The sequence below is a fragment of the Rhodoferax sp. genome (assembly GCF_028714215.1).
Classification (GTDB): domain Bacteria; phylum Pseudomonadota; class Gammaproteobacteria; order Burkholderiales; family Burkholderiaceae_C; genus Rhodoferax.
The window spans coordinates 1-22,682 of record NZ_JAQTMS010000053.1 but is presented as its reverse complement, the minus strand read 5'-3'; the positions used below and the strand labels follow the sequence as shown (position 1 = coordinate 22,682).

General features: G+C 62.9%; 20 protein-coding genes. 15 read left to right on the top strand and 5 right to left on the bottom strand.

Translation table 11 applies throughout. The annotated features are described in order from the left end of the window. Nucleotides 1-115: 115 nt before the first annotated feature. From PHS32_RS19330 to PHS32_RS19310, 5 genes are all read left to right on the top strand, one after another. Entirely contained in the window at nt 116-883 is a 768-nt protein-coding gene (locus tag PHS32_RS19330) for an ABC transporter ATP-binding protein (protein ID WP_301080745.1), read from the top strand. A gap of 62 nt (nt 884-945) precedes the next feature. Then, a complete protein-coding gene (locus PHS32_RS19325) occupies nt 946-1,659 on the top strand; it encodes an ABC transporter ATP-binding protein (RefSeq protein ID WP_301080744.1) in 714 nt (237 codons plus the stop codon). 43 nt (nt 1,660-1,702) lie between these two features. Beyond that, nucleotides 1,703-3,697: a TonB-dependent receptor gene (locus tag PHS32_RS19320; RefSeq protein WP_301080742.1), complete on the top strand. Its 1,995-nt coding sequence runs from the start codon at nt 1,703-1,705 to the stop codon at nt 3,695-3,697. 10 nt (nt 3,698-3,707) lie between these two features. Further along, the gene (locus PHS32_RS19315) at nt 3,708-4,250 is read left to right on the top strand and encodes a YfiR family protein (protein WP_301080741.1); all 543 of its coding nucleotides are present in this window, start codon (nt 3,708-3,710) and stop codon (nt 4,248-4,250) included. A 4-nt stretch (nt 4,251-4,254) separates the two neighbouring features. After that, nucleotides 4,255-6,153: an EAL domain-containing protein gene (locus PHS32_RS19310; RefSeq protein ID WP_301080740.1), complete on the top strand. Its 1,899-nt coding sequence runs from the start codon at nt 4,255-4,257 to the stop codon at nt 6,151-6,153. A gap of 6 nt (nt 6,154-6,159) precedes the next feature. On the opposite strand, the gene PHS32_RS19305 is transcribed toward PHS32_RS19310, so the two are convergent. Next, complete coding sequence (locus PHS32_RS19305) at nt 6,160-7,074, bottom strand: LysR family transcriptional regulator (protein WP_301080739.1); 915 nt, start codon at nt 7,072-7,074, stop codon at nt 6,160-6,162. A gap of 98 nt (nt 7,075-7,172) precedes the next feature. On the opposite strand from PHS32_RS19305, the gene PHS32_RS19300 reads away from it, so the two are divergent. The 4 genes from PHS32_RS19300 (at nt 7,173) to PHS32_RS19285 (ending at nt 11,299) form a co-directional block, all read left to right on the top strand. Then, the gene (locus PHS32_RS19300) at nt 7,173-8,258 is read left to right on the top strand and encodes a tartrate dehydrogenase (protein ID WP_301080738.1); all 1,086 of its coding nucleotides are present in this window, start codon (nt 7,173-7,175) and stop codon (nt 8,256-8,258) included. 24 nt (nt 8,259-8,282) lie between these two features. Next, complete coding sequence (locus PHS32_RS19295) at nt 8,283-9,230, top strand: tripartite tricarboxylate transporter substrate binding protein (RefSeq protein ID WP_301080737.1); 948 nt, start codon at nt 8,283-8,285, stop codon at nt 9,228-9,230. A 41-nt stretch (nt 9,231-9,271) separates the two neighbouring features. Beyond that, nucleotides 9,272-10,606, top strand: a complete 1,335-nt coding sequence (locus tag PHS32_RS19290) for a glycerate kinase (RefSeq protein WP_301080736.1) — start codon at nt 9,272-9,274, stop codon at nt 10,604-10,606. A gap of 69 nt (nt 10,607-10,675) precedes the next feature. Beyond that, nucleotides 10,676-11,299: a Crp/Fnr family transcriptional regulator gene (locus PHS32_RS19285; protein WP_301080761.1), complete on the top strand. Its 624-nt coding sequence runs from the start codon at nt 10,676-10,678 to the stop codon at nt 11,297-11,299. A 23-nt stretch (nt 11,300-11,322) separates the two neighbouring features. Here the strand turns inward: PHS32_RS19285 and lpdA are convergent, their stop codons facing one another. The 4 genes from lpdA to PHS32_RS19265 are packed head-to-tail and all read right to left on the bottom strand — an operon-like array spanning nt 11,323 to nt 16,351. Further along, complete coding sequence (gene lpdA / locus PHS32_RS19280; protein ID WP_301080735.1) at nt 11,323-12,726, bottom strand: dihydrolipoyl dehydrogenase; 1,404 nt, start codon at nt 12,724-12,726, stop codon at nt 11,323-11,325. A gap of 3 nt (nt 12,727-12,729) precedes the next feature. After that, nucleotides 12,730-14,073 (bottom strand): dihydrolipoamide acetyltransferase family protein, encoded by a 1,344-nt coding sequence (locus tag PHS32_RS19275; RefSeq protein ID WP_301080760.1) that lies wholly within the window; start codon nt 14,071-14,073, stop codon nt 12,730-12,732. Next, nucleotides 14,073-15,113: an alpha-ketoacid dehydrogenase subunit beta gene (locus tag PHS32_RS19270; protein WP_301080733.1), complete on the bottom strand. Its 1,041-nt coding sequence runs from the start codon at nt 15,111-15,113 to the stop codon at nt 14,073-14,075. The genes PHS32_RS19275 and PHS32_RS19270 overlap by 1 nt, the downstream gene beginning before the upstream one ends. 2 nt (nt 15,114-15,115) lie before the next feature. After that, on the bottom strand, nt 15,116-16,351 hold the full coding sequence (locus tag PHS32_RS19265) for a 3-methyl-2-oxobutanoate dehydrogenase (2-methylpropanoyl-transferring) subunit alpha (protein ID WP_301080732.1): 1,236 nt from the start codon (nt 16,349-16,351) through the stop codon (nt 15,116-15,118). 315 nt (nt 16,352-16,666) lie between these two features. Between PHS32_RS19265 and PHS32_RS19260 the strand changes: the two genes are divergently transcribed. The 6 genes from PHS32_RS19260 to PHS32_RS19235 all read left to right on the top strand — a co-directional run bounded on the left by PHS32_RS19260 (nt 16,667) and on the right by PHS32_RS19235 (nt 22,487). Then, nucleotides 16,667-17,179 carry a hypothetical protein gene (locus PHS32_RS19260; protein ID WP_366143495.1) on the top strand — a complete coding sequence of 171 codons (513 nt, stop codon included), beginning with the start codon at nt 16,667-16,669 and terminating at the stop codon, nt 17,177-17,179. Nucleotides 17,180-17,295: 116 nt separating this feature from the next. Continuing rightward, a complete protein-coding gene (locus PHS32_RS19255; protein WP_301080731.1) occupies nt 17,296-17,529 on the top strand; it encodes a hypothetical protein in 234 nt (77 codons plus the stop codon). Between the two features lie 204 nt (nt 17,530-17,733). After that, entirely contained in the window at nt 17,734-19,299 is a 1,566-nt protein-coding gene (locus PHS32_RS19250) for an ABC transporter ATP-binding protein (protein WP_301080730.1), read from the top strand. Next, the gene (locus PHS32_RS19245; RefSeq protein ID WP_301080729.1) at nt 19,292-20,347 is read left to right on the top strand and encodes an ABC transporter permease; all 1,056 of its coding nucleotides are present in this window, start codon (nt 19,292-19,294) and stop codon (nt 20,345-20,347) included. The genes PHS32_RS19250 and PHS32_RS19245 overlap by 8 nt, the downstream gene beginning before the upstream one ends. Next, the gene (locus PHS32_RS19240) at nt 20,347-21,267 is read left to right on the top strand and encodes an ABC transporter permease (protein ID WP_301080758.1); all 921 of its coding nucleotides are present in this window, start codon (nt 20,347-20,349) and stop codon (nt 21,265-21,267) included. Before PHS32_RS19245 ends, PHS32_RS19240 begins: the two co-directional genes overlap by 1 nt. 68 nt (nt 21,268-21,335) lie before the next feature. Next, nucleotides 21,336-22,487, top strand: a complete 1,152-nt coding sequence (locus PHS32_RS19235; RefSeq protein WP_301080728.1) for a BMP family ABC transporter substrate-binding protein — start codon at nt 21,336-21,338, stop codon at nt 22,485-22,487. Nucleotides 22,488-22,682 lie beyond the last annotated feature (195 nt).

Genomic DNA, 22,682 nt, shown 5'->3' with positions numbered 1-22,682 from the left:
GACCGCAGCTATGCAGAGCGAATCAGCCATGTCCCCAACTAGAGTGAAACCTTGTGGGACAGACCGCAGTTACGCAAAGCGAACCAGCTCTGTCCCCAACTGATTAAGGATGAACATGACAGACACTGTACTCAACGTCACCGGCGTCTCGAAACGCTTTGGTGGTCTACAGGCCCTGAGCGATGTCGGCATCAAGATCAAGCGCGGTCAGGTTTACGGTCTGATCGGACCCAACGGCGCCGGCAAGACCACGTTTTTCAATGTGCTGACGGGCCTCTATACGCCTGACAGCGGCAGCTTTGAATTGGCCGGCAAGACTTATCAGCCGACCGCCGTGCATGAAGTCGCCAAAGCCGGAATTGCACGGACCTTCCAGAATATTCGCCTGTTTGCCGAAATGACCGCACTGGAAAATGTCATGGTGGGGCGTCACATCCGCACCCATTCGGGCCTGGTGGGGGCGATCTTCCGGACCCCGTCGTTCAAGGCCGAGGAGACGGCGATAGCACAACGGGCGCAGGAGTTGCTGGAGTACGTGGGCATTGGCAGATTTGCCGATTACAAGGCGCGCACGCTGAGTTATGGCGACCAGCGGCGCCTGGAGATCGCCCGCGCCCTGGCGACCGATCCGCAACTGATTGCGCTGGATGAACCGGCGGCCGGCATGAACGCCACCGAGAAAGTCATGCTGCGTGAGCTGATCGACAAAATTCGCAACGACAACCGCACGATCCTGCTGATCGAGCACGACGTCAAACTGGTGATGGGCTTGTGCGATCGGGTAACGGTGCTGGACTATGGCAAGCAGATTGCCGAAGGCACGCCGACCGATGTGCAGAAGAATGAAAAAGTGATTGAAGCCTATCTTGGCACCACGCATTAAACAGATGGGGACAGATCCGGCTCACTGCCTGTAGCTGCGGTCGGTCCGGCAAGGAAATAACGATGAATATTCTTCTTAAAGTGACGGGTCTCAAGGTGGCTTACGGCGGCATCCAGGCCGTCAAAGGGGTTGACTTTGAGGTCCACGAAGGCGAACTGGTATCGCTGATCGGTTCCAACGGCGCCGGTAAAACCACCACCATGAAAGCCATCACCGGCATCCTGCCGATCAACGATGGCGACATCCAGTACATGGGCAAAAGCATTCGCGGCCAGGGTCCCTGGGATCTGGTCAAGCAGGGCCTGGCGATGGTGCCGGAAGGACGCGGGGTTTTTGCCCGCATGACGATTGTCGAAAACCTGCAGATGGGCGCCTACATCCGCAACGACAAGGCCGACATCCTGGTCGACATCGACAAGGTGTTCACCATCTTCCCGCGCCTGAAGGAGCGGCGCGACCAGTTGGCTGGTACCCTGTCGGGCGGCGAGCAGCAAATGCTGGCGATGGGCCGCGGCCTGATGAGCCGGCCCAAGGTGTTGCTGCTCGATGAACCCTCCATGGGCTTGTCGCCGCTCATGGTGGACAAGATTTTTGAAGTGGTGCGCGATGTTTACGCCCAGGGCGTGACGGTGCTGCTGGTGGAACAAAACGCCAGCCGCGCACTGGCCATTGCCAATCGCGGCTACGTCATGGAGTCAGGGCTGGTCACCATGTCGGGTGACGCCAAGGAAATGCTCAGCGACCCCAAGGTGCGGGCCGCTTACCTGGGCGAGTAACGCCTTGCCGCGGCGTGGCACTACCGGTTGGCGCAGAGTGCCCATGTTCCCGGTCTTGGTTCGCTTTCGCCGCGGTTGCTCCATTGCGCTGATTGCACTGGGTTGCGGCGCGCCGACGCAGGCCGCCACGTTGTTGGCGGATGCCGGTGAATTGGCGCAGCTCTCGCTTGACGATCTGCTGCGTGTGGAGGTGCAGAGCGCATCGCGTTATGCACAGCCGCTGGCCGATTCCCCGGCGTCGGTGACCGTGATCGACCAGGAGGAGTTGCGCCGACAGAGTTATCGCAATCTGGCCGAGGCGCTCTCCAGCGTGCGCGGCGTCTATGTCAACAACGATCGCAACTACAGCTACCTCGGGGTGCGTGGCTTTAACCGCCCGGGTGATTACAACTCCCGGATTCTGCTGCTGACCGATGGCGCCCGGCGCAACGATGCACTTTACGATCAGGCGCAGATCGGCAACGAAGCGCCGATTGAAATCGACTGGGTCAAGCGACTGGAGTTCGTCTCCGGACCGGCCTCGGCGGTGTATGGCGCCAATGCGCTGTTCGGCATTGTCAATGCGGTGATGCTCGATGGCGCCGACATCAATGGCACGCGCTTGACGCTTGATGCGGGCAGTGGGCGCAGTAGCCGTCTGGGTCTGCTCGCCGGCCAGCGCATCGACAGTGAGCACGACTGGTTTTTTGCCGTTGCCGCTTATGCTGCCAGTGGCAATGACCTCTACTTTCCGGAATTCGACAAGGGGGCCAGCGACGGCTGGGCGCGCGGTCTCGATGGCGAGGACTACCAGAAAGCCTACGGCAAATTCCGCTTTGGCAACTGGCGCTTGACCGCCAACCTGAGTTCACGCGACAAAAATCTGCCCAACGCACCATTCTTGACTGCCTTCGGTGTGTCAGGCACCCATACCGTGGACCAGCATTCGCTGATTGAGCTGGCTTATGACGGTTTGCTGGCCGGTGGTTGGCAGCAACAGTTCCGGGTCTTCCAGGGTGGCTACCGCTACAACGGAGGTTACCAATACGCGGGGCAACTCGACAACCGGGACCAGGGCGATGCCAACTGGACTGGCAGCGATTACCGCCTGATCGTGAACACGCTGGCGGCGCACAAGCTGATGCTGGGCCTGGAAACGCAGTGGAACACGCAGTTGGCGCAGCGCAATTTTGACATCTCGCCAGCCGTCAGCTATCTCGACAGCAATCGTCCATCGCATAGTTACGGTGTTTTTGCACAGGACGAATGGCGTCTGTCGGCGCAGTGGCTGCTCAATCTCGGTTTGCGTTACGACAAGCACAGTGACTATTCGGCGATTGCCTCGCCGCGGGCCGCCCTGATCTATCAGTTGCATGACGGCGCAACCCTGAAGGCAACCGTCGGTAGCGCTTATCGGGCGCCCAATGCCTATGAGCGTTTTTACGACGATGGCGGTGTTTTGCAGAAAGCCAATCCGGCCCTGCAGCCGGAGCGAATCCGCAGCGCCGAGTTGGCCGCCGATTTTCGGCTGGGTCAGGGGGGGCGTTTCGGCGTCAATGTTTACCGCAACGACATGCGCGACATGATCGATCAGGTGCTTGATCCGGTCGACGGCCTGTACGTGTTCGCCAACCAGTCCAGCGTGCAGACCCAAGGTATCGAGTTGGATGCCGAAAAGCGCTGGACCACCAGCGACCTCCGTCTGCGCGGCAGCCTGTCGAGGCAGTGGTCGCGTGCGGCCGACGGCAGCGAACTCGGCAATTCACCGCATTGGATCGGTAAACTGGTGTTTGGCGCGGCGCTGGGTGCCGGCTGGACGGCGGCCGGGGAATGGCAAGGCATGTCACAGCGACGCACACTGGCGGGCAGCGTGCCCGGCTTCGGCGTGCTCAATCTGGTGCTGACTTCGCAGCGCCTGCTGGGCGCGGGAAGCTTGACGCTGGGGCTCTATAACCTCGGCAATCGCCAGTATCTCGATCCGGCATCGTCGGCTTTTGCGCAAGACGCGCTGACCCAGGACGGGCGACAGTTCCGGCTGCGCTGGACCTTGCCCCTGTAGCGTGCTGCCGATGTTGATGTTTGCTTGCGCTTGCCGGCGAAAATTGTGGCTGCTGGTGTTGCTGCTGATGCTGGCACCGCTGACGCAGGCCCAGCGGCAGGCGCCGGAGGCCGAACTGAAGGCGGCGATCATGGTCAACATGCTGTTGTTTGTGGATTGGCCGAGCCAGGGCGGGCGGGCAGCCGACCGACTGACCCTGTGCTATCTCGATGCCCGGCCGGTTCCCCTGGCGCTCAGCCAGCTCGATGGCAAGCTGCTCAAGGGCAAGCCGCTGCAGGTGGTCCGGGTTGATGCCGCGGCGCTGGCCGGCTGTCATGCTCTGTACCTGTCGCCCCCTGATGGCGCCAGTCTGCCGCGCATTGTTTCCAATTTGCCAGCCAGCGGCATTCTGTTGATGGGGGACTCACCGGGCTACCTGCAACGTGGCGCGATGATCAACCTGGAGATCGAGGGCGGGCGTGTCGTTTTTGATATCGATCTGAAATCGGTGCGCCAGGCCGGGCTCGTATTGAGCTCCAAGGCGCTTCGTCTGGCGCGTCACGTGCTAGAGTGAGAAGATGAATACTCAGAATGACCGGATCGGTCGTTCACGTCGCTTGAACCTGTTGTCGATCGGCCTGGCTTTGCTGATCGCCTTCATTCTGCTGTTGGTGCACCAGTACGTGGTCGGTCGCCAGCTGATGGTTGAAGAGTTGCACACCGAGGCGGTGATCATCGGCGCCAACAGCGCGGCGGCGCTGGTTTTCAATGACACCAAGACGGCACAGGAGACCATAGGCACCGTGCTGCTAAGCCCGCGCATCAAGGGCGGCGCCCTGTACCATGCGGATGGCCGGCGGCTCGCCGCGGCAGGCGAGGGGAATTTCCCCTTGAGCCTGGCGCCTGAGGGTGACCAAGACGTCCAAAGTTTGAGCGAATTGTCGAAGTCGACCTCTTACGGGGTAGTGACCGGGTTTTTGCGGGAAGACGTCCTGATTGAGGGCGGCAAGGTTGGCACTTTGCTGCTGCGCGTGAGTTTTTCCTCGCTTTACTGGCGCCTGCTGGAATACGCCCTTGGCGTGCTGGGCATTGCGACCGTGGCGTTGACGCTGGCGTACCGCCTGACGGCCCGCTTGCGGCGTCGCATGGCGCGGGCCGAGGAGCAGTTGGAACAGTTGGCGTTTTATGACCAGGTGACGGGTCTTCCCAACCGGCGTTTGTTCGAACGCGAGTTGCGCCAGGCGCTGGCCCGGGTGGCGCGCGAGCGCGTCGGCGCGGCGCTGCTGTTCATCGACGTCGATGATTTCAAAAAAGTGAATGACTCCTTGGGACACGAGGCGGGCGACAAGGTGCTGATGATGATCGGCGAGCGCATGACGGCGGTGTTGCGCCTGGGGGACGTGGTGGGCCGCCTTGGCGGCGATGAGTTCGGCGTCATCCTCTATGGCATCGGAGACCCGGAGAATGCGGCCAAGGTGGCGCGTTCCATGATCCAGGCCATTGGCGTGCCGTTGCCGACCACGCCGACCACCAGCCATGTCGGGCTCAGCATCGGGGTGGTTTTGCTGGCGGCCGATGACCATGATCCCTCCGTTTTGCTGCGCCGCGCCGATATGGCCATGTATGTGGCCAAGACCCACGGCAAGAACGGTTTCCGCTTTTTTTCCGAGGAAATTGATACCCGGGTACGCAGTGATCTGGAACTTGAGGCCGGCCTGCGCCAGGCCCTCGCGGAGGGCGGGCGCGGGCTCTGGGTGGCCTACCAGCCGCAACTGTGTGCCCAGACCGGACGCCTGGTCGGAGCCGAGGCCCTGGTACGCTGGCGACGCGAGGATGGTCGGCAGGTGTCACCGTCAGAGTTCGTTCCGGTGGCCGAGCAGGCCGGCTTGATCGCCGAACTGGGCGACTGGGTGCTGAGTCAGGTCTGCCGCGATCTGGCGCTGATGCGTGCCGGTGCGGTCGAACTGCCCAAGGTTTCCGTCAATTTCTCGCCCCGCCAGTTGCTCAGCGGCAGCGGCGTGGTGCAGCGTTTTTGCGAAACACTGGTTCTCTTTGGCGAGCCGGTGGGGCGCTTCGAATTCGAGCTGACCGAAAGCGCCTTGATGGAGGAGGGCGGCTCGGTCGTTCTGGAAGCTTTCCATGCGGCCGGATTCTCCCTGTCAATTGACGATTTCGGCACCGGTTATTCCTCGCTCGGTTACCTCAAGCGTTTTCGCGTCGGCGAGCTCAAAATCGATCAGAGTTTTGTGCGCGATCTACCCACGGATGGCGAGAATGCCGCGATCGTCACGGCGGTGGTTCAGATGTCGCGGGCCTTGAACATCAAGGTCGTGGCAGAAGGTGTGGAAACGCAGGAGCAAGCCCAATTTCTGCAAGCCTGCGGCTGTCATGTGCTGCAGGGCTATCTGCTGGGTCGTCCGATGTCGCCGGCCGATCTGGTGACTTATGTGCAGCAGCGTTGGGCCGTGGCGTCCTGACGGTTTTTATTGCGGCGGCTCTGCCACCGAAAATGCGGCCACCATGAAATCGACAAAAGCCCGTACCCGGGTTGCACTCTGGAGGCGTTGCGGGTACACCGCATGAATGTCGGCTGGCGGGGTTTGCCAATTTTCCAAGACCTGGCGCAGCCGCCCGCTGCGCAGATATTTGGCGATATCCCATTGCGCCCGCACCAGAATGCCGTGGCCCGCCAAGGCCCAGTTGACTGCGATCTCGCCGTCATTGGTGCTCAAGCTACCGCGCACCTTGACGGCCTCGGTACGCTCGGCTGAGGTCAGGCGCCAGACGCCGTAAGCCTCGTCACCCTGACGGATGCCGATGCAGTTGTGCTGCATCAGGTCGGCGGGAACCTGGGGCGTGCCGTGGCGCTCAAGATAGGCTGGCGCGGCGCAGATCAGACGCCGGTTGGAGGCAATGCGGCGGGCGATCACGCGCGCGTCGGGTGGCTCGCCGAAACGAATGCAAACATCAAATGCATCGTCGCTCAAGGGCGGCGGATTGACCGTTAATTGGAGCTGGACCTGAACCTCGGGATGGCGTTTGACGAAGCTGGAAATCAAGGGCGCGATCTGGCTGCGGCCGAAGCCCAGGGTGGCATTCACACGCAGCAGGCCTTTGGGCGCGCTGGCCGAGCTCGACACCAGTTGTTCCATCTCGTCGATGTCGGCCAGAATGCGGCGCGCTTGTGCCAGATAGACTTCGCCCTCCGGCGTCAGGCCAATGCGCCGCGTCGTGCGATGCAGCAACTGCACCCCCAGCCGTGCCTCCATCTGGGCCAGACGCTTGCTTGCTGCCGGCGTGCTGATGCCCTGGTCGCGCGCCGCTGCCGAGAAGCTGCCGCAACGTACCAGCAGGCTGAAGAAGGCCATCTCGGATGGAGCGGAGGCAGGTGTCGACATTGTTGAATCATAGTAAACAATGGTTTCACTTGCCTGATGCCTGTTTGATCGGGTCGGCGCTAGAGTCTGGCTTCGTTACAACGACTCCAGATCAATCCATGAAGACTTACAAAATAGCCTGTATCCCGGGCGACGGCATCGGCCAGGAGGTGGTTCCGGCCGGCCAGACCGTACTGGCGGCACTGGCCGCGGCCGGCAGCGGTTTCAAATTTGATTTCGAAAACTTCGGCTGGGGTGGTGACTGGTTTCGCGCGCATGGTGAAATGATGCCCGCCGCTGGCCTGGATGCACTGCGCGACAAGGACGCCATTCTGTTCGGCTCGGCCGGCGACCCGCATATTCCCGACCACATCACGCTGTGGGGTTTGCGTCTGAAGATCTGCCAGGGTTTTGATCAATACGCCAACGTGCGCCCGACCCGCATCCTGCCCGGCATCGATGCACCGCTGAAGCGCTGCCAGCCGGCCGACCTGGACTGGGTGATCGTGCGCGAAAACTCCGAAGGGGAGTATTCCGGTGTCGGCGGCCGGGTGCACCAGGGGCAGCCGATCGAGGCCGCCACCGATTTGTCGATGATGACGCGCGCCGGCGTGGAGCGCATCATGCGCTACGCGTTCCGGTTGGCGCAATCGCGTCCGCGCAAGCTGCTGACGGTGGTGACCAAGTCCAATGCACAACGGCATGCCATGGTGATGTGGGACGAGATTGCGTTGCAGATTTCAAAAGAGTTTCCCGACGTGCAATGGGACAAGGAACTGGTGGACGCCGCCACCGCACGCATGGTGAACCGCCCGGCGTCGCTCGACACCCTGGTGGCCACCAACCTGCACGCCGACATTCTGAGCGATCTGGCGGCGGCATTGGCCGGCAGTCTGGGCATTGCTCCGACCGCCAATATCGATCCCGAGCGGCGCTACCCCAGCATGTTCGAGCCGATCCATGGTTCGGCCTTCGACATCATGGGCAAGGGCCTGGCGAATCCGGTCGGTACCTTCTGGAGCTGCGTCATGCTGCTGGAACATCTGGGCGAACTGGACGCCGCGCGGCTGCTGATGCAGGTCATCGAACAGGTGACGGCCGACCCGGCGCTGCACACGCGCGATCTGGGCGGCAGTGCCAGCACGCAGCAGGTGACGCAGGCGGTATGTGAGCGCATCGCCGCGGCGCCAGCGGGCCGGCACTGACCTCGAATTACCAAGGAGACAAACATGAAGAAATTGCTTTTCGCCCTGTGTCTGATGCTGCTCATGCCGCTCGCGCTGGCGCAGACCTGCCCCGACAAAAACCTGCTCTACTGGCAGGCGTTTCCGCCCGGTGGCGAGTCCGACCTGTCGGCCCGGCATCAGCAAATCGTGCTCAAGAAGAAGTGCCCTGCCATTGACACCATCATCCAGTACAAAGCGGGCGCCGGCGGCGGCTTGATGTGGGGCCAGATGAACCAGTTGCCGGGCGACGGCCTGAATATCGTGGGCGTCAACCTGCCGCACATCGTCTTTCAGCCACTCGAAGGCCAGGTACAGTACAAGACGCAGGACATCACGCCGGTGTTCTGGTTTCATTTCACACCCGATATCCTGGTGGTGCCGGAGCAAAGTCCGATCAAGACTTTTGCCGATTTCATCAAGGCCGCCAAGGCCGCTCCCGGCCGGCTCAATCTGGGTGGCTCGGGCCTTAACTCGGCCAACCACGCCGCCCATGAGCGCATGAACGCGGCCTTTGGCGTCAAGACCAATTACATCCCCTACAAAGGCACGGGCGACATGGCCACCGCGGTGCTGGGCTCCCAGGTGGAAGGCGCCATGACCTATTCCGCGTTTGCCATCAATAACAAGGGCCGGGTGCGGGGACTGGCCATCGCCATGGAAAAACGTCACCCGCTGCTACCCGAGGTGCCCACCTTCAAGGAACTCGGTATCGATTGGGTCGATGGCGCCTACCGCGGCATCGGCGTACCGAAGTCGACTTCGCCGGAAGCGCGCAAGCGCCTGTCCGAGCTGTGGGCGGCACTGAACAAGGAGCCCGAGATGAAGGACCTGGCCGCCAAGAGCGGATTCGAACTGGTCAATGTCGGCCTCGACCAGATGGACGCCTTCATGAAGGAAAAAGTGCGTCTGTACACGGAGGGTGCACAGCGCCTGGGACTGGGCAAAAAGTAGCCCGCCAGCGGGCGCCAAACGCCGGCCGCGATAATCATCGCATGACCGATTCGAATCCCGACAGCGCAGCCGATCCGTTCCTGCAACCGGCTGCCTTTCTGCGCTCCCTCTACCGTGCCGCGGTAGTGCGGGCGCTGCCCCTGCATAACACCGCCGCTTTCCTGCCGCCGCCACCCAAAGGCCAAACCCTGGTGCTGGGTGCCGGCAAGGCCGCTGGCGCCATGGCACAGGCGGTGGAAGCCCTGTGGCCGGCCGATGCCCCGTTGTCGGGCTTGGTGGTGACGCGCTACCAGCATGTGCCCAAGCGCCCGCCGGGTCTCAAGCAACGCATTGAAGTGGTGCAAGCCGCGCATCCGGTGCCCGACGCCGCTGGCGTGACGGCGACCGAGCGCATCATGGACCTGGCACGCGGCTTGACCGAAGACGACTTGGTGCTGTGCCTGATTTCAGGCGGTGGCTCGGCCCTGCTGACGCTGCCGGCCAGCGGTCTGACGCTGTCGGACAAACAGCGCATCAACCAGGTACTGTTGAACTCGGGTGCCACCATTGCCGAGATGAACTGCGTGCGCAAGCACCTCTCGCGCGTCAAGGGCGGGCGGCTGGCGCTGGCCTGTGCACCGGCGCGCGTGGTGACGCTGACCATCAGTGACGTGCCGGGTGACGATCCCTGCATCATTGCCAGCGGGCCGACCGTCCCGGACCCCACGACCTGTGCCGATGCGTTGTCGGTTTTGCGGCGTTATTCCGTCCCGCTACCCGCGGCAGTGACGGATTTGCTCGACAGCGGTGCCCTGGAAACACCCAAACCGGGTGCCGCGGCGTTCCAGGGTCACCAAGTCCACTTGATTGCCACGCCGCAGCAGTCACTGGAAGCGGCCGCCGCGGTGGCTCGTGCGGCGGGACTGAAAGCCTATATCCTGAGTGATGAAATGGAAGGCGAGTCGCGTGAAGTGGGCAAGGTTCACGCGGCGCTGGCGCGTGCCGTGGCCAACCGGGGACAACCTTTTCAGGCACCTTGCGTCATTCTCAGCGGCGGTGAAACCACGGTGACGGTGCGTCCGCCCGCGCCTGGCGTGCCGGCCGGACGCGGTGGCCGGGCCGGGGAGTTCTGTCTCGGATTGGCGCAGGCCTTGCAGGGGCAGGCCAAGGTCTATGCGCTGGCGGCGGATACCGACGGCATCGACGGTGTCGAAGACAATGCCGGTGCCTGGGTCGAGCCCAACACCTTGCGCCGGGCGCAGGCCGCAGGGATGAAAATTGACGCTTATCTTGAGCGCAACGATGCTTATGGCTTTTTTGCCGGCTTGGGCGATTTGCTGATCACCGGGCCAAGCTTCACGAATGTCAATGATTTCCGGGTCGTGCTGGTTTTGTGAGCAGTTTACTCAGGATTGTTTGATTTTCCTCAAGGTCCAGGGGGCCTAAGCGCGGCAAAGTGCGTGTCTATGCTGCCCGCTCAAGTTATTGATATCCCCGCCGAAGTCCATCTTGCTGCTCGCGGCGAGTTTTTGCTCCGGCGTGCACTGGCCTCGCCCTGGGTCAGTTATGTCGAGTCGGGGCGGGTCGCCCTGGGCGTCATGGAGGGCAATGTCATGGAGCACCAGTTGGGGGTGGTGGAAGGCCCCTGCTGGCTGGAGGCCAGCGCCGCAGTGCTGGACTTGCCGCACGCGGTCGACGCCGTGGCGGAAACCGAAGTCAATTTGCGGCGGGTCGCCCTGGCCGAATTCCGCCAGTCGCTCTCCAGCATGTCGGAGGCAGCCCAGGCTGTGCTGCACGACGTGGCGCTGGCGCATCGCCAGCAAACCGAATTTGCGGTCAGTCGTTTTGCCAAGGATGCCGAGGCTCGCTGTGCCGAATGGCTGTTGCGCCACGCCCAGACCGGCGACCGCGGTGCGATGGCGGTGCTGCTGCAGCAGCGCAAGCGCTCCATTGCCGCGCAACTGGGCATTGCACCCGAAACCCTGTCACGCGTGCTGCGGCATTTGCGCGAGCGCAGCTTGATCAGCGGTTCCGGACGATTGTTGAACGTGGTTGATCCCGGAGGGCTGCGCCTGCTTGCCGGCGCTTGAACCCGGTCGTTGCTGGCAGCCGGCTAGACATGCAGAGCGTGGCCCAGTGCCCGCAAAGCCGCTTCCTGCACCGCTTCACCCAGGGTCGGATGGGCGTGAATGGTGCCCGCCACATCCTCCAGGCAGGCACCCATTTCCAGCGAATGGGAAAACGCCGTGCTCAGTTCCGATACCCCCACGCCGACCGCCTGCCAGCCCACGATGCGGTGGTTGTCACGCCGGGCCACCACGCGCACAAAGCCCTCGTGCGCTTCCAGTGTCATGGCGCGGCCATTGGCGGCAAAGGGGAAATGGGCGCTGATGCAGTCCAGCCCGGCCTTGGCAGCTTCGGCCGGCGTCTGGCCCGCCACCACCACTTCGGGATCGGTGAAGCAGACCGCGGCAATCGCCGCCGGCGCAAAGTGGCGGCGTTTGCCGGAGATGATCTCGGCCACCATCTCGCCCTGCGCCATGGCCCGGTGCGCCAGCATGGGCTCGCCCGTCAGGTCGCCAATGGCCCAGACATTGCGCATGGAGGTGCGGCACTGGTCATCGATCTTCAGCGCGCGGCCCTGCATCGCCAGCATCAGCTTTTCCAGACCCCAGCCGTGGGTGCGCGGTGCCCGTCCTATGGCCACCAGCACCTGGTCGGCGGCGAGTTCGCTCTCGCGCCCCGCCGCATCCAGCACCCGCACGGCGTCGCCGGCGGTGTTCAAGCCCTGCACCTTGCTGCCCAGGTGCAACTGCAGCCCCAGTTTGCGCAAGGAGGCCAGCACCGGTTTGGTCAGTTCCTCGTCGTACAGCGGCAGGATGCGGTCCTGCGCCTCCACCACGGTCACATCGGCGCCCAACTTGCGGTAGACCAGTCCCAACTCCAGACCGATATAGCCGGCGCCCACCACCACCAGCTTGCCGGGAATGCTGTCGGGTGAGAGCGCCTGGGTGGAGGAAATGACGCGCCCACCGAAAGGCATGCCGGGCAGGCCCAACTCGACCGAGCCGCTGGCCAGCAGCAAGTGCTCTCCCTGGATGCGCAGGGGCTGCGCTTGCGGCTTGTCGGTGCTGACGTCCACGGTCTTGCCGTCCACCATCTGAGCCCAGCCCTTGACCACCTTGACGCCATGCTTCTTGAGCAAGGCGCCGACGCCGCCGGTGAGCCGGGCCACGATGCCGTCCTTCCAGCGCACGGTTTGCGCAATGTCGATGCGCGCCGCCTCCACATGGATGCCCAGCGTGCTGTCGCCCATGAAGTGATGCGCCTGGTGGTAGGCGTCCGCGGCGTGGATCAGCGCCTTGGACGGAATGCAACCGACATTCAGGCAGGTGCCCCCCAGTTGTTCGCCCTCGACCAGGGTGGTGGCAATGCCCAGTTGCGCGGCGCGGATGGCCGCCACGTAGCCGCCGGGACCGCCGCCGATGATGAGCAAGGTTGTGTGTTGTATGTCCATGTCCTACTCCACAAACAGGGTGGCCGGACACTCCAGGTAGCCACGTACCAGTTGCACAAATTCGGCCGCATGCATGCCGTCCACCACGCGGTGGTCGAAGCTCGACGACAGATTCATCATCAGCCGCGCCACTACCGCACCGTTGCGGATCATGGGGCGCTCGACCATGCGGTTGATGCCCACGATGGCCACTTCCGGGTGGTTGATCACCGGCGTGCTGACAATGCCGCCCAGTGCGCCCAGGCTGGTGATGGTGATGGTCGAGCCTGACAGTTCGTCTCGCGAGGCCTTGCCGCTGCGCGCCGCTTCGGCCAGGCGCACCACTTCGGCCGCGCAGGCCCACAGGTCCAGTGTCTCGGCATGGCGCAGCACCGGCACCATCAGCCCGCCTTCGGTCTGGGTGGCTAGCCCCAAGTGCACCGCGCCATAGCGCGTCAGCACGGCCGCGTCGTCGTCGTAGCGGGCGTTGATCTGCGGATGCTCTCGCGCCGCCAGCACCACGGCACGCACCAGGAACGGCAGCACGGTCAGGCGTCCACGCGCCTTGCTGTGCTGGGCGTTCAAGCGCGCGCGCAAGGCCTCCAACTCGGTCATGTCGACTTCCTCGACATAGGTGAAGTGCGGAATGCGGCGCTTGGACTCCTGCATCTTCTGAGCGATCTTGCGCCGCAGGCCAATCACGGGAACAGTCTGTTCGTCCAGGCGCGGGGCATAGCGCGGGTCCAGCCCATCGGCCGACGGCGACTGGGTCGCTCGCGCCGCATAGGCCAGCAAGTCTTCGTGCGTGATGCGACCGGCGCTACCGGTGCCCGGCACAAACTGCAATTCGATGCCCAGGTCCCAGGCCTGGCGGCGCACTGCCGGCGAGGCAACGGGTTTGTCACCCGGTGCGCGCACCGGCGCCACCGCTTGCGCACTGGCGCGCCGCGCCTCGGGCAAAGGCTGCGTTGCCGAGGGCGTTGGCAGCGCCGATGGCAGCGGGGCCACTGGCGCCGCGACCGGTGTTTTGGCCGGCGCCGCGGCCGGCGCGAGCGGTGCTGCCGGGCTGCTGGCAAGCGCCGTCGCGGAGGTCGCCTGGGCCGCCTCTGCCTTGAGGTTGCCGGCCCCTGCCACTTCCATGCGGATGACCTCCGAACCGACCGCCATCACCTGGCCCACCACGCCGCCCAGCGCCAGCACCTTGCCGGCCACCGAGGACGGGATTTCGACCGTCGCCTTGTCGGTCATGACATCGGCCAGGATCTGGTCCTCGGCCACCATGTCGCCCACCTTGACATGCCAGGCGACCAACTCGACCTCGGCAATGCCTTCGCCGATGTCCGGCATCTTGATCACGTGAATACCCATCATGCCTCCAGCGCGCGCTTGAACGCTTCTGCGACCCGCTTGGGGCCGGGAAAATACGCCCACTCCTGGGCATGGGGATAGGGTGTATCCCAGCCCGCCACCCGCTCGATCGGGGCTTCGAGGTGGTAGAAGCAATGCTCCTGCACCAGCGCAATCAGTTCGGCGCCAAAGCCGCTGGTGCGCGTCGCCTCGTGCAGCACGACGCAGCGCCCGGTCTTCTTGACCGAGGCCACGATGGTCTCCAGATCGAGCGGCCAGATCGAGCGCAGATCGATGATCTCGGCATCCACGCCGCTCTCGTTGGCCGCCGCTTCCGCCACAAACACCATGGTGCCGTAGCTCAGCACGGTCAGTTCCTGGCCCGGGCGGAACACCGCCGCCGAGTCCAGCGGCACCGTGTAATAGCCCTCCGGCACTTCGCCCATGGGGTGTTTCGACCAGGGCACCACCGGCTTGTCGTGGTGGCCGTCGAACGGTCCGTTGTACAGACGCTTGGGTTCCAGAAAAATCACCGGGTCGTCGTTCTCGATGGAGGCAATCAGCAGGCCCTTGGCATCGTAGGGGTTGGACGGCATCACCGTGCGCAGGCCGCAGACCTGGGTGAACATGGCCTCCGGGCTCTGGCTGTGCGTCTGCCCGCCGTAGATGCCGCCGCCGCAGGGCATGCGGATGGTGATGGGGCAGGTGAAGTCTCCGGCCGAGCGATAGCGCAGGCGCGCCGCCTCGGACACGATCTGGTCGCTGGCCGGATAGAAGTAGTCGGCGAACTGGATCTCGACCACCGGGCGCAGGCCATAGGCGCCCATGCCCACCGCCGTGCCCACGATACCGCCTTCGGAGATCGGCGCATCGAACACGCGCGAAGTGCCGTACTTTTTTTGCAGTCCTTCGGTGCAGCGGAACACGCCACCGAAATAGCCGACGTCCTGGCCGTAGACCACCACTTTGTTGTCGCGTTCCAGCATCACGTCCATGGCCGAGCGCAGAGCCTGAATCATGGTCATGGCGCTGCTGCCTTGCTTGTGTTTGTTGTTCGGCATGATCAGATTCCCAATTCCTGGCGCTGCCGACGCAAGTGCTCGGGCATGACCTTGTAAACATCTTCAAACATCCCGGCCGGGCTCTGCATATGGCCATCGGCCAGCGTGCCGTAGCGCTCGGCTTCTTTCTGGGCCGCCGCCACCTCGGCTTCCAGCTCTTTCTGGGCCGCCTCATGCTGGGCGTCGGACCAGGCGCCCAGTTGGATCAGGTGTTGCTTGAGACGGGCAATCGGATCACCCAGGGGAAAGCGCGCCGCATCGTTGGCGGGGCGGTATTTGCTGGGGTCGTCCGAGGTCGAGTGCGGCCCAGCCCGGTACGTCACCCACTCGATCAGCGTCGGACCCAGGTTGCGGCGGGCCCGCTCCAGAGCCCATTGCGAGGCGGCGTAAACCGCCAGGAAATCATTGCCGTCGACCCGCAGCGAGGCGATGCCGTTGCCCACGCCGCGCGCCGCAAAAGTGGTGCCTTCGCCGCCGGCGATGGCCTGGAAGGTGGAGATGGCCCACTGGTTGTTGACCACATTGAGGATGACCGGTGCACGGTACACATGGGCGAAGGTCAGCCCGGTGTGAAAGTCCGCCTCGGCGGTGGCGCCATCGCCAATCCAGCTGGACGCCACCTTGGTGTCCCCGCTGATGGCCGAGGCCATGGCCCAGCCCACGGCCTGGATCACCTGGGTGGCCAGGTTGCCCGAGATGGAGAAGAAGCCCTGCTTCTTGCTGGAATACATCACCGGCAACTGTCGCCCCTTGAGAGGGTCATGCTGGTTGGAGAACAACTGGCAGATCATGTCCACCATGGACACATCATCGCGCGCCAGCAACAGTCCCTGCTGGCGGTAGGTGGGGAAACACATGTCGCCCTCGCTCAGCGCCAGGGCGTGGGCGGTGGCAATGGCTTCCTCGCCCAGGCATTGCATGTAGAAGGACATCTTCTTCTGCCGCTGTGCAATCTGCATGCGCGCATCAAAAGCGCGCGTCCTGAGCATGGCGCGCAGACCCTTGCGCAGCAAGGCCACATCGATCTCGGGTGCCCAGGGGCCAACCGCCTTGCCGCTGGGGTCCAGCACGCGAATCAGCGTGAACGCCAGGTCGCTGGTCTGCGTCGCCAGGGCGTCCACCGGCGGGCGACGCACGGCACCGGCTTCTGAAATAGGGAGGTAGGAAAAGTCTGTGTCATGGCCTGGTCGCCCGGTGGGCTCAGGCACATGCAGACGAAGTGGCTCGCGCTGTGGCATCGGCATTTCTCCTTGCAAGGTCGTGTCCTGCATCAGATGTTGGGGGCTGGCTCGACGCGTGGCGGGTAGCCCCGCGTCGACCGGACAATGCGGCAATGGCAGCGGGATCGCCGCGCGCATTGCTTGCGCCGTGGAGCATAACGGATTTTCCGTTCGATCAGGCTGTGGCCGGCGCTTGCGGTGCAAGTTTTTTGGGACGCCAGGGGGCTGGCCATGGCTGACACATTCTTTACCATTTCTTCACTCAATTCCGATAAAGTTGGGCTTACAGAATGCCATGATTCACTCATGCCGACTACTTTAAAATCAAGCATCATGAAAAAACTTCTTCTTTTGTCCACGGCCGTGGTTTTCAGTGGACTGTCTCTGGCGCAGGAGCAGGCGCAGGTGGTTTCTTCCACCCCCGTCATTCAGCAGGTCAGTGTTCCGCGCCAGGTATGCAGCAACGAGCAGGTGACGGTCCAGCAGCCCAAATCCGGTGCCGGTGCGATCATGGGTGCCATTGCCGGCGGTGCCATGGGGAACGCCGTGGGCGGCGGCAGCGGCAAGGCGGCCGCCACCGTGCTGGGCCTCATCGGTGGCGCCATGGTCGGCGACAACATTGAGGGTCCGGCACAGACGCAAGTGCAAAACGTGCAGCACTGCCGGATGCAAACTTTTTACGAGAACCGCACGGTCGCGTACAACGTGACCTATGAATACGCCGGCAAGCAATATTCGGTGCAAATGCCTTACGACCCGGGCTCCACCATTCAGCTGCAGATCACGCCGGTGATCTCGAACTCGCGTACGGCCCCCGGCAGCAACGTGGTTTACCCGCAGCGTTGAGTTCATCCAGTCCCTCTGACGGCGTGCCGGGAGCGCTGATTGGGGCGGGAACGACCAGCCGGCGCACTGCCCATGGCATTGGTTTTGCTTGACCACGTCAATTACGGAGGCTTGAAATGAAGGCGTTTTTTGGTGCCATTGTTTTGACACTGATGTCGGCTGTCGCGGGCGTCATGGTCGCCACCGAACTGCACCAGTTGACCGTTGCGGCCGGTGGCTCTGGCGCTGTCTTGCAATCGGACACGGCGGATGCCACTACGGAGCCCGACAGCGAGCAAGTCAGGCAGCGTGTCCATTATTCCGTTCCGCGCGACGTGCCGCCAAGCTGGTCCAGCACGGCTGGCATTTAGAAGGTGCCCGCAACTGTGGAACTGCCTTGTTGTTTGCGGCCAGACTGTGAGGCGGTGGGTGCCGGCTCGATCGGACTGCGGGTAACGGCGGGGTAGTACCGTCGCTTGCGCGGTGTGGCCATTTGGCCCGGCGGCACAAATTCAGTGCTTGGGCGGGGTAGGGTGGGGCTGGGTGCCGGCTGATTGAAGTTAGCATAGGGCCCCATGACAACTTCCCGACTTGAGCTCCTAGGCGTCTGCAAAAGTTACCCCGGCGTGTTGGCCAACGACGCCGTCTCGCTGACCGTCATGCCGGGCGAAGTCCATGCTGTTTTGGGCGAAAACGGTGCCGGCAAATCGACCCTGGTGAAAATAATCTATGGCGCCGTCAAGCCGGACGCCGGAACGGTTGTCTTCAATGGCCAACCGGTGACCATCCGCAATCCGCAAGAGGCACGCGCCTTGGGCATCAGCATGGTGTTTCAGCATTTCAGCCTGTTCGACACCATCACCGTCGCGGAGAATGTCTGGCTCGGTCTGAACAAGCGCCTGAGCCTGCCTGAAGTCAGCCACAGCATCGCTAGCAAAGCGTCCGAGTACGGTCTGGACATTGATCCGACCCGACCCGTGCACACCTTGAGCGTGGGTGAAATGCAGCGTGTCGAAATCCTTCGCGCTTTGTTGACCGAACCGCAATTGCTGATTCTGGATGAGCCCACTTCGGTGCTCACGCCGCAGGCCGTGGAAAAGCTGTTTGTGGTGTTGAAGACCTTGGCCGGCCGAGGTTGCAGCATTTTGTACATTAGTCACAAGCTCGACGAGATCCGCCAATTGTGCGATGTCTGCACCGTGTTACGCGCGGGCCGGGTCACGGGTGTCTGCCAGCCGGCACTGGAATCCAACGCCTCCTTGTCGCGCCTGATGATCGGTGCCGAGTTGCCGCAGCTGATTCGTCACGCGCCCCAACTGGGCGCGCCGGTGTTGCAGGTGCGGAACCTGTCGCTGCCCCGGGGCGACCAGTTTGGCGTCGACCTGGGTGGCGTCACGCTGGAGGTTCGCGCCGGCGAGGTGGTGGGCATCGCCGGTGTTTCCGGTAATGGGCAGAAGGAATTGTTGTACGCCCTGTCGGGTGAGGATGTGCGAGCCGAGCCGGGGTCGATTCGCATTGGGCAAACCGACGTATCAGGTTTGCACCCGGGAGACCGGCGCCAGCTGGGACTTCATTTTGTGCCGGAAGAACGCCTCGGCCGCGGCGCCGTGCCGACGCTGGGGCTGGCGCACAATTTGCTGCTCACGCGCAACGAATCAATCTCCCACCCCGGGTTTGCGGGCGGTTGGATCGGCATCCGCAAGCTCGAAGCCCATGCTGCCGATATTATCCGGCGCTTCAATGTCAAGGCCGCCGGTCCACGCGCCGCGGCGCGTTCCCTCTCGGGTGGTAATTTGCAGAAATTCATCGTCGGCCGCGAAATTGACGCCAATCCGAAACTGTTCATCGTGTCGCAGCCGACCTGGGGTGTCGATGTCGGGGCGGCGGCCCAGATTCGCGGTGAAATTCTGGCCTTGCGCGATGCCGGTTGCGCCGTGCTGGTGGTCAGCGAAGAGCTCGACGAGTTGTTTGAACTCAGTGATCGCCTGCATGTGATCGCCCGCGGCCGCCTGTCGCCCTCGGTGCCGATCAGCGAGGCCAGCATTGAAAAAATAGGCGAGTGGATGAGCGGCTTGTTCCCAACGGATACGGGGATGCCGGATGCCCGCATGACAGAACAGGGCGGAGCACAGCATGCTTAAGCTCGAAGCCCGACCGCAACCCTCCGCGCTGTGGAGTTACGCCTCGCCCATGCTGGCCTTGCTGATCACGGTCGTGATTGGCGTGGCGCTGTTCGCCGCCTTGGGCAAAGACCCGGTAAGTGGCTTGCGGGTGTTTTTCTGGGAACCTATCCGTGGCGCTTACGCACTGGGTGAATTGACCGTCAAGGCCACGCCCTTGTTGTTGATTGCGCTGGGTCTGGCGGTGTGCTTTCGCTCCAATGTCTGGAATATCGGTGCCGAGGGGCAGTACGTGCTGGGTGCCATCGCGGCCAGCGGTGTGGCGCTGTTGGCGGACAAAACCAGCAGCGGCTGGATCGTGCTTCCGATTATCTTGGCGGGCGTTCTGGGCGGCATGTTTTGGGCGGCCATCACCGCTTACTTGCGCGACCGTTTCAATGCCAATGAGATTCTGGTCAGTCTGATGCTGGTGTATGTGGCGGTACAGCTGCTCAGCTACATGGTGGCGGGTCCCTGGAAGGACCCGCAGGGCTACAACTTTCCGCAGACCAAGACGTTTGATCTGGTTACCCGCATTCCGCGCCTGTTTGCCGGCTCGCGCGTCAGCATTGGCGTGTTTTTGGCCTTGCTGGGTGTCCTCGGGACCTGGATCTTCCTGTTCCGCACCCGCGCCGGTTTTGCGCAGCAGGTCGGCGGCCTGGCGCCGGCTGCCGCCCGCTATGCCGGCTTTTCTTCGCGCCGCGCCTTGTGGCTGGCCTTGCTGGTGTCGGGCGGCATGGCCGGCATGGCCGGTGCCCTGGAGGTGGCCGGCCCGATCGGACAACTGACGCCCTACGTGCCGGCCGGTTACGGCTTTGCCGCCATCATCGTTGCCTATGTCGGGCGGCTGCATCCGGTGGGCATGCTGTTCTCGGCCATTTTGATGAGCATGTTCTACATCGGTGGGGAGCTCGCGCAGTCGCGCCTGGGCTTGCCCAAATCGTTGACCGGCGTGTTCCAGGGTTTGCTGTTGTTCACCTTGCTGGCCTGCGACACGCTGGTGAATTACCGCTTGAAATGGGGTAAATGATGGAATCGTACGCACTGCTGGTCGCCGCCACCCTGAACGCCGGCACGGTACTGGCGCTGGCCTCCCTGGGGCTGTTGATCAATGAGCGCGCCGGTATTGTGAACCTTGGCGCCGAGGGCATGATGTTGTGCGCCGCCATCGCCGGTTTTGCCACTGTTGTCTATTCGGGCAGCGATGTTCTGGGGTTCGTTGCCGGCATTGGCGCCGGCGCCGTGCTGGCCCTTGTTTTTGGCGTGCTGGTGATCTGGCTCAACACCAATCAATATGCGACGGGTCTGGCAGTGAGCCTGTTCGGGGCCGGGTTTTCCGCCTTCGTCGGCATTGGCTATGTGCAGGAAAAAATTCCGCAGCGTCCCAGTTTTGCCATTCCTTATCTGTCTGATGTTCCTCTGCTGGGACCGGCCTTCTTCAGGCACCATCCCCTGGTGTATCTGACGGTCTTGTTGGCGCTGGGCCTGATCTGGTTTTTGTACCGCACGCGTTCCGGCCTGGTCTTGCGCAGCGTCGGAGAAAGCCCCGAGGCGGCCCACGCGCTGGGCTACCCGGTGCGCCGCATCCGTCTGGCGGCGGTGCTGGCGGGCGGGGCGCTGTGCGGTTTGGCCGGTGCTTATGTTTCCATCATCTACACGCCTTTGTGGGTCGAGGGCATGGTGGCGGGCAAGGGCTGGATCGCCTTGGCCCTGACCACTTTTGCCACCTGGCGGCCGGCCCGGGTCCTGCTGGGGGCCTATCTGTTCGGCGGCGTGACCATGTTGCAGTTTCACTTGCAAGGCATCGGCGTGGAAGTTCCCAGCCAGTTCCTGACCATGTTGCCCTATCTGTCGACCATCGTTGTGCTGGCCCTGATTTCGCGCAATCCCATGTGGATCCGGATCAACATGCCGGCATCGATAGGAAAGCCTTTCTACCCCGGAAGCTGATTCTTTCCGGTTCATAATTAGCCTCTTTTAAACCCTGTCGCAACCCCCCGTTCTAAGAAGGAATTGACATGACCGATTTGCAAAAACGTTCGCTGCTGAAAATCGCAGCACTCACCGCCGTGGCCTCCGCTGCACTGGTCGGGTGTGGCAAGAAGGAAGAACCCGCTCCGGCCCCGGCGCCGGTCGCTTCCGCCCCGGCCCCCAAGCCTGAGCCGCTGAAGATTGCTTTTGCTTACGTCGGCCCGGTCGGTGACGGCGGCTGGACCTTCGCGCACGACAACGGTCGCAAGGCGCTGGAAAAGGAATTTGGCGACAAGATCAAGACCTCCATCGCGGAAAACGTGGCTGAATCGGCTGACGCCGAGCGTGTATTTCGCGACATGGTTGGTCAAGGCAACAAGCTGATTTTCGGCACCACCTTCGGCTACATGGAACCCATGCTGAAAGTCGCCGCCGACAGCAAGGACGTGAAGTTCGAGCACGCCACCGGCTACAAGCAGGCCGAGAACATGCGCACCTACGACAGCCGCACCTACGAAGGTGCTTACATGGCCGGCGTGATTGCCGGCAAGATGACCAAGTCGAATACGCTGGGCGTGGTGGCGTCGGTGCCGATTCCGGAAGTGATCCGCAACATCAACAGCTTTACCCTGGGCGCGCAGTCCAGCAACCCGAAGATCAAGACCAAGGTGGTGTGGGTTGGCGAATGGTTCAATCCGCCCAAGGAAACCGAGGCGGCAACCTCGCTCATCAACGGCGGCGCCGATGTGCTGTTCCAGAACACCGATTCGCCGGCCGTGCTGAAGACCGCCGAGGCCAAGGGCAAGCGCGCCTTCGGCTGGGATTCGGACATGACCGCCTACGGTCCCAAGGCGCATCTGGCCTCCAGCGTGATCAACTGGGGCCCCTACTACATCAAGGCCACCAAGGAAGCGCTGGAAGGCAAGTGGACCGGTGGCGGCCATACCTGGTGGGGTGTGAAGGAAGGCGCGATCGATATCGTCTCGATCGCCGAAGACGTGCCGGCCGAGACCAAAGCCAAAGTGGATGAGGTCAAGAAGGGTCTGACCGACGGCAGCTTCGTGATCTGGAAAGGCCCGATCGTCGACAACAAGGGCAAGGTTCAAGTGGCCAAGGATGCGGTCGCGGATGACAAGTTTCTGGGTGGTTTGAACTTCTTCGTCAAGGGCGTCGAAGGCAAGGTGCCCGGCAGCAAGTAAGCGCATTGACCGCGCCACGAAAAGCCGCCTGCGGGCGGCTTTTTCTATGAGGCGATGAATGAAAAGCTGCTAGCCCGCATATTTCATGCAGCTCCACTGTATGACCAGATTTGCGTTGATTTTGGTGCTGGGTAGGGCTCAAGTGGACGTTTTGCAGGCATAGCCCGGTCTTTGGTTGGTAATCGAGCCGGTTTG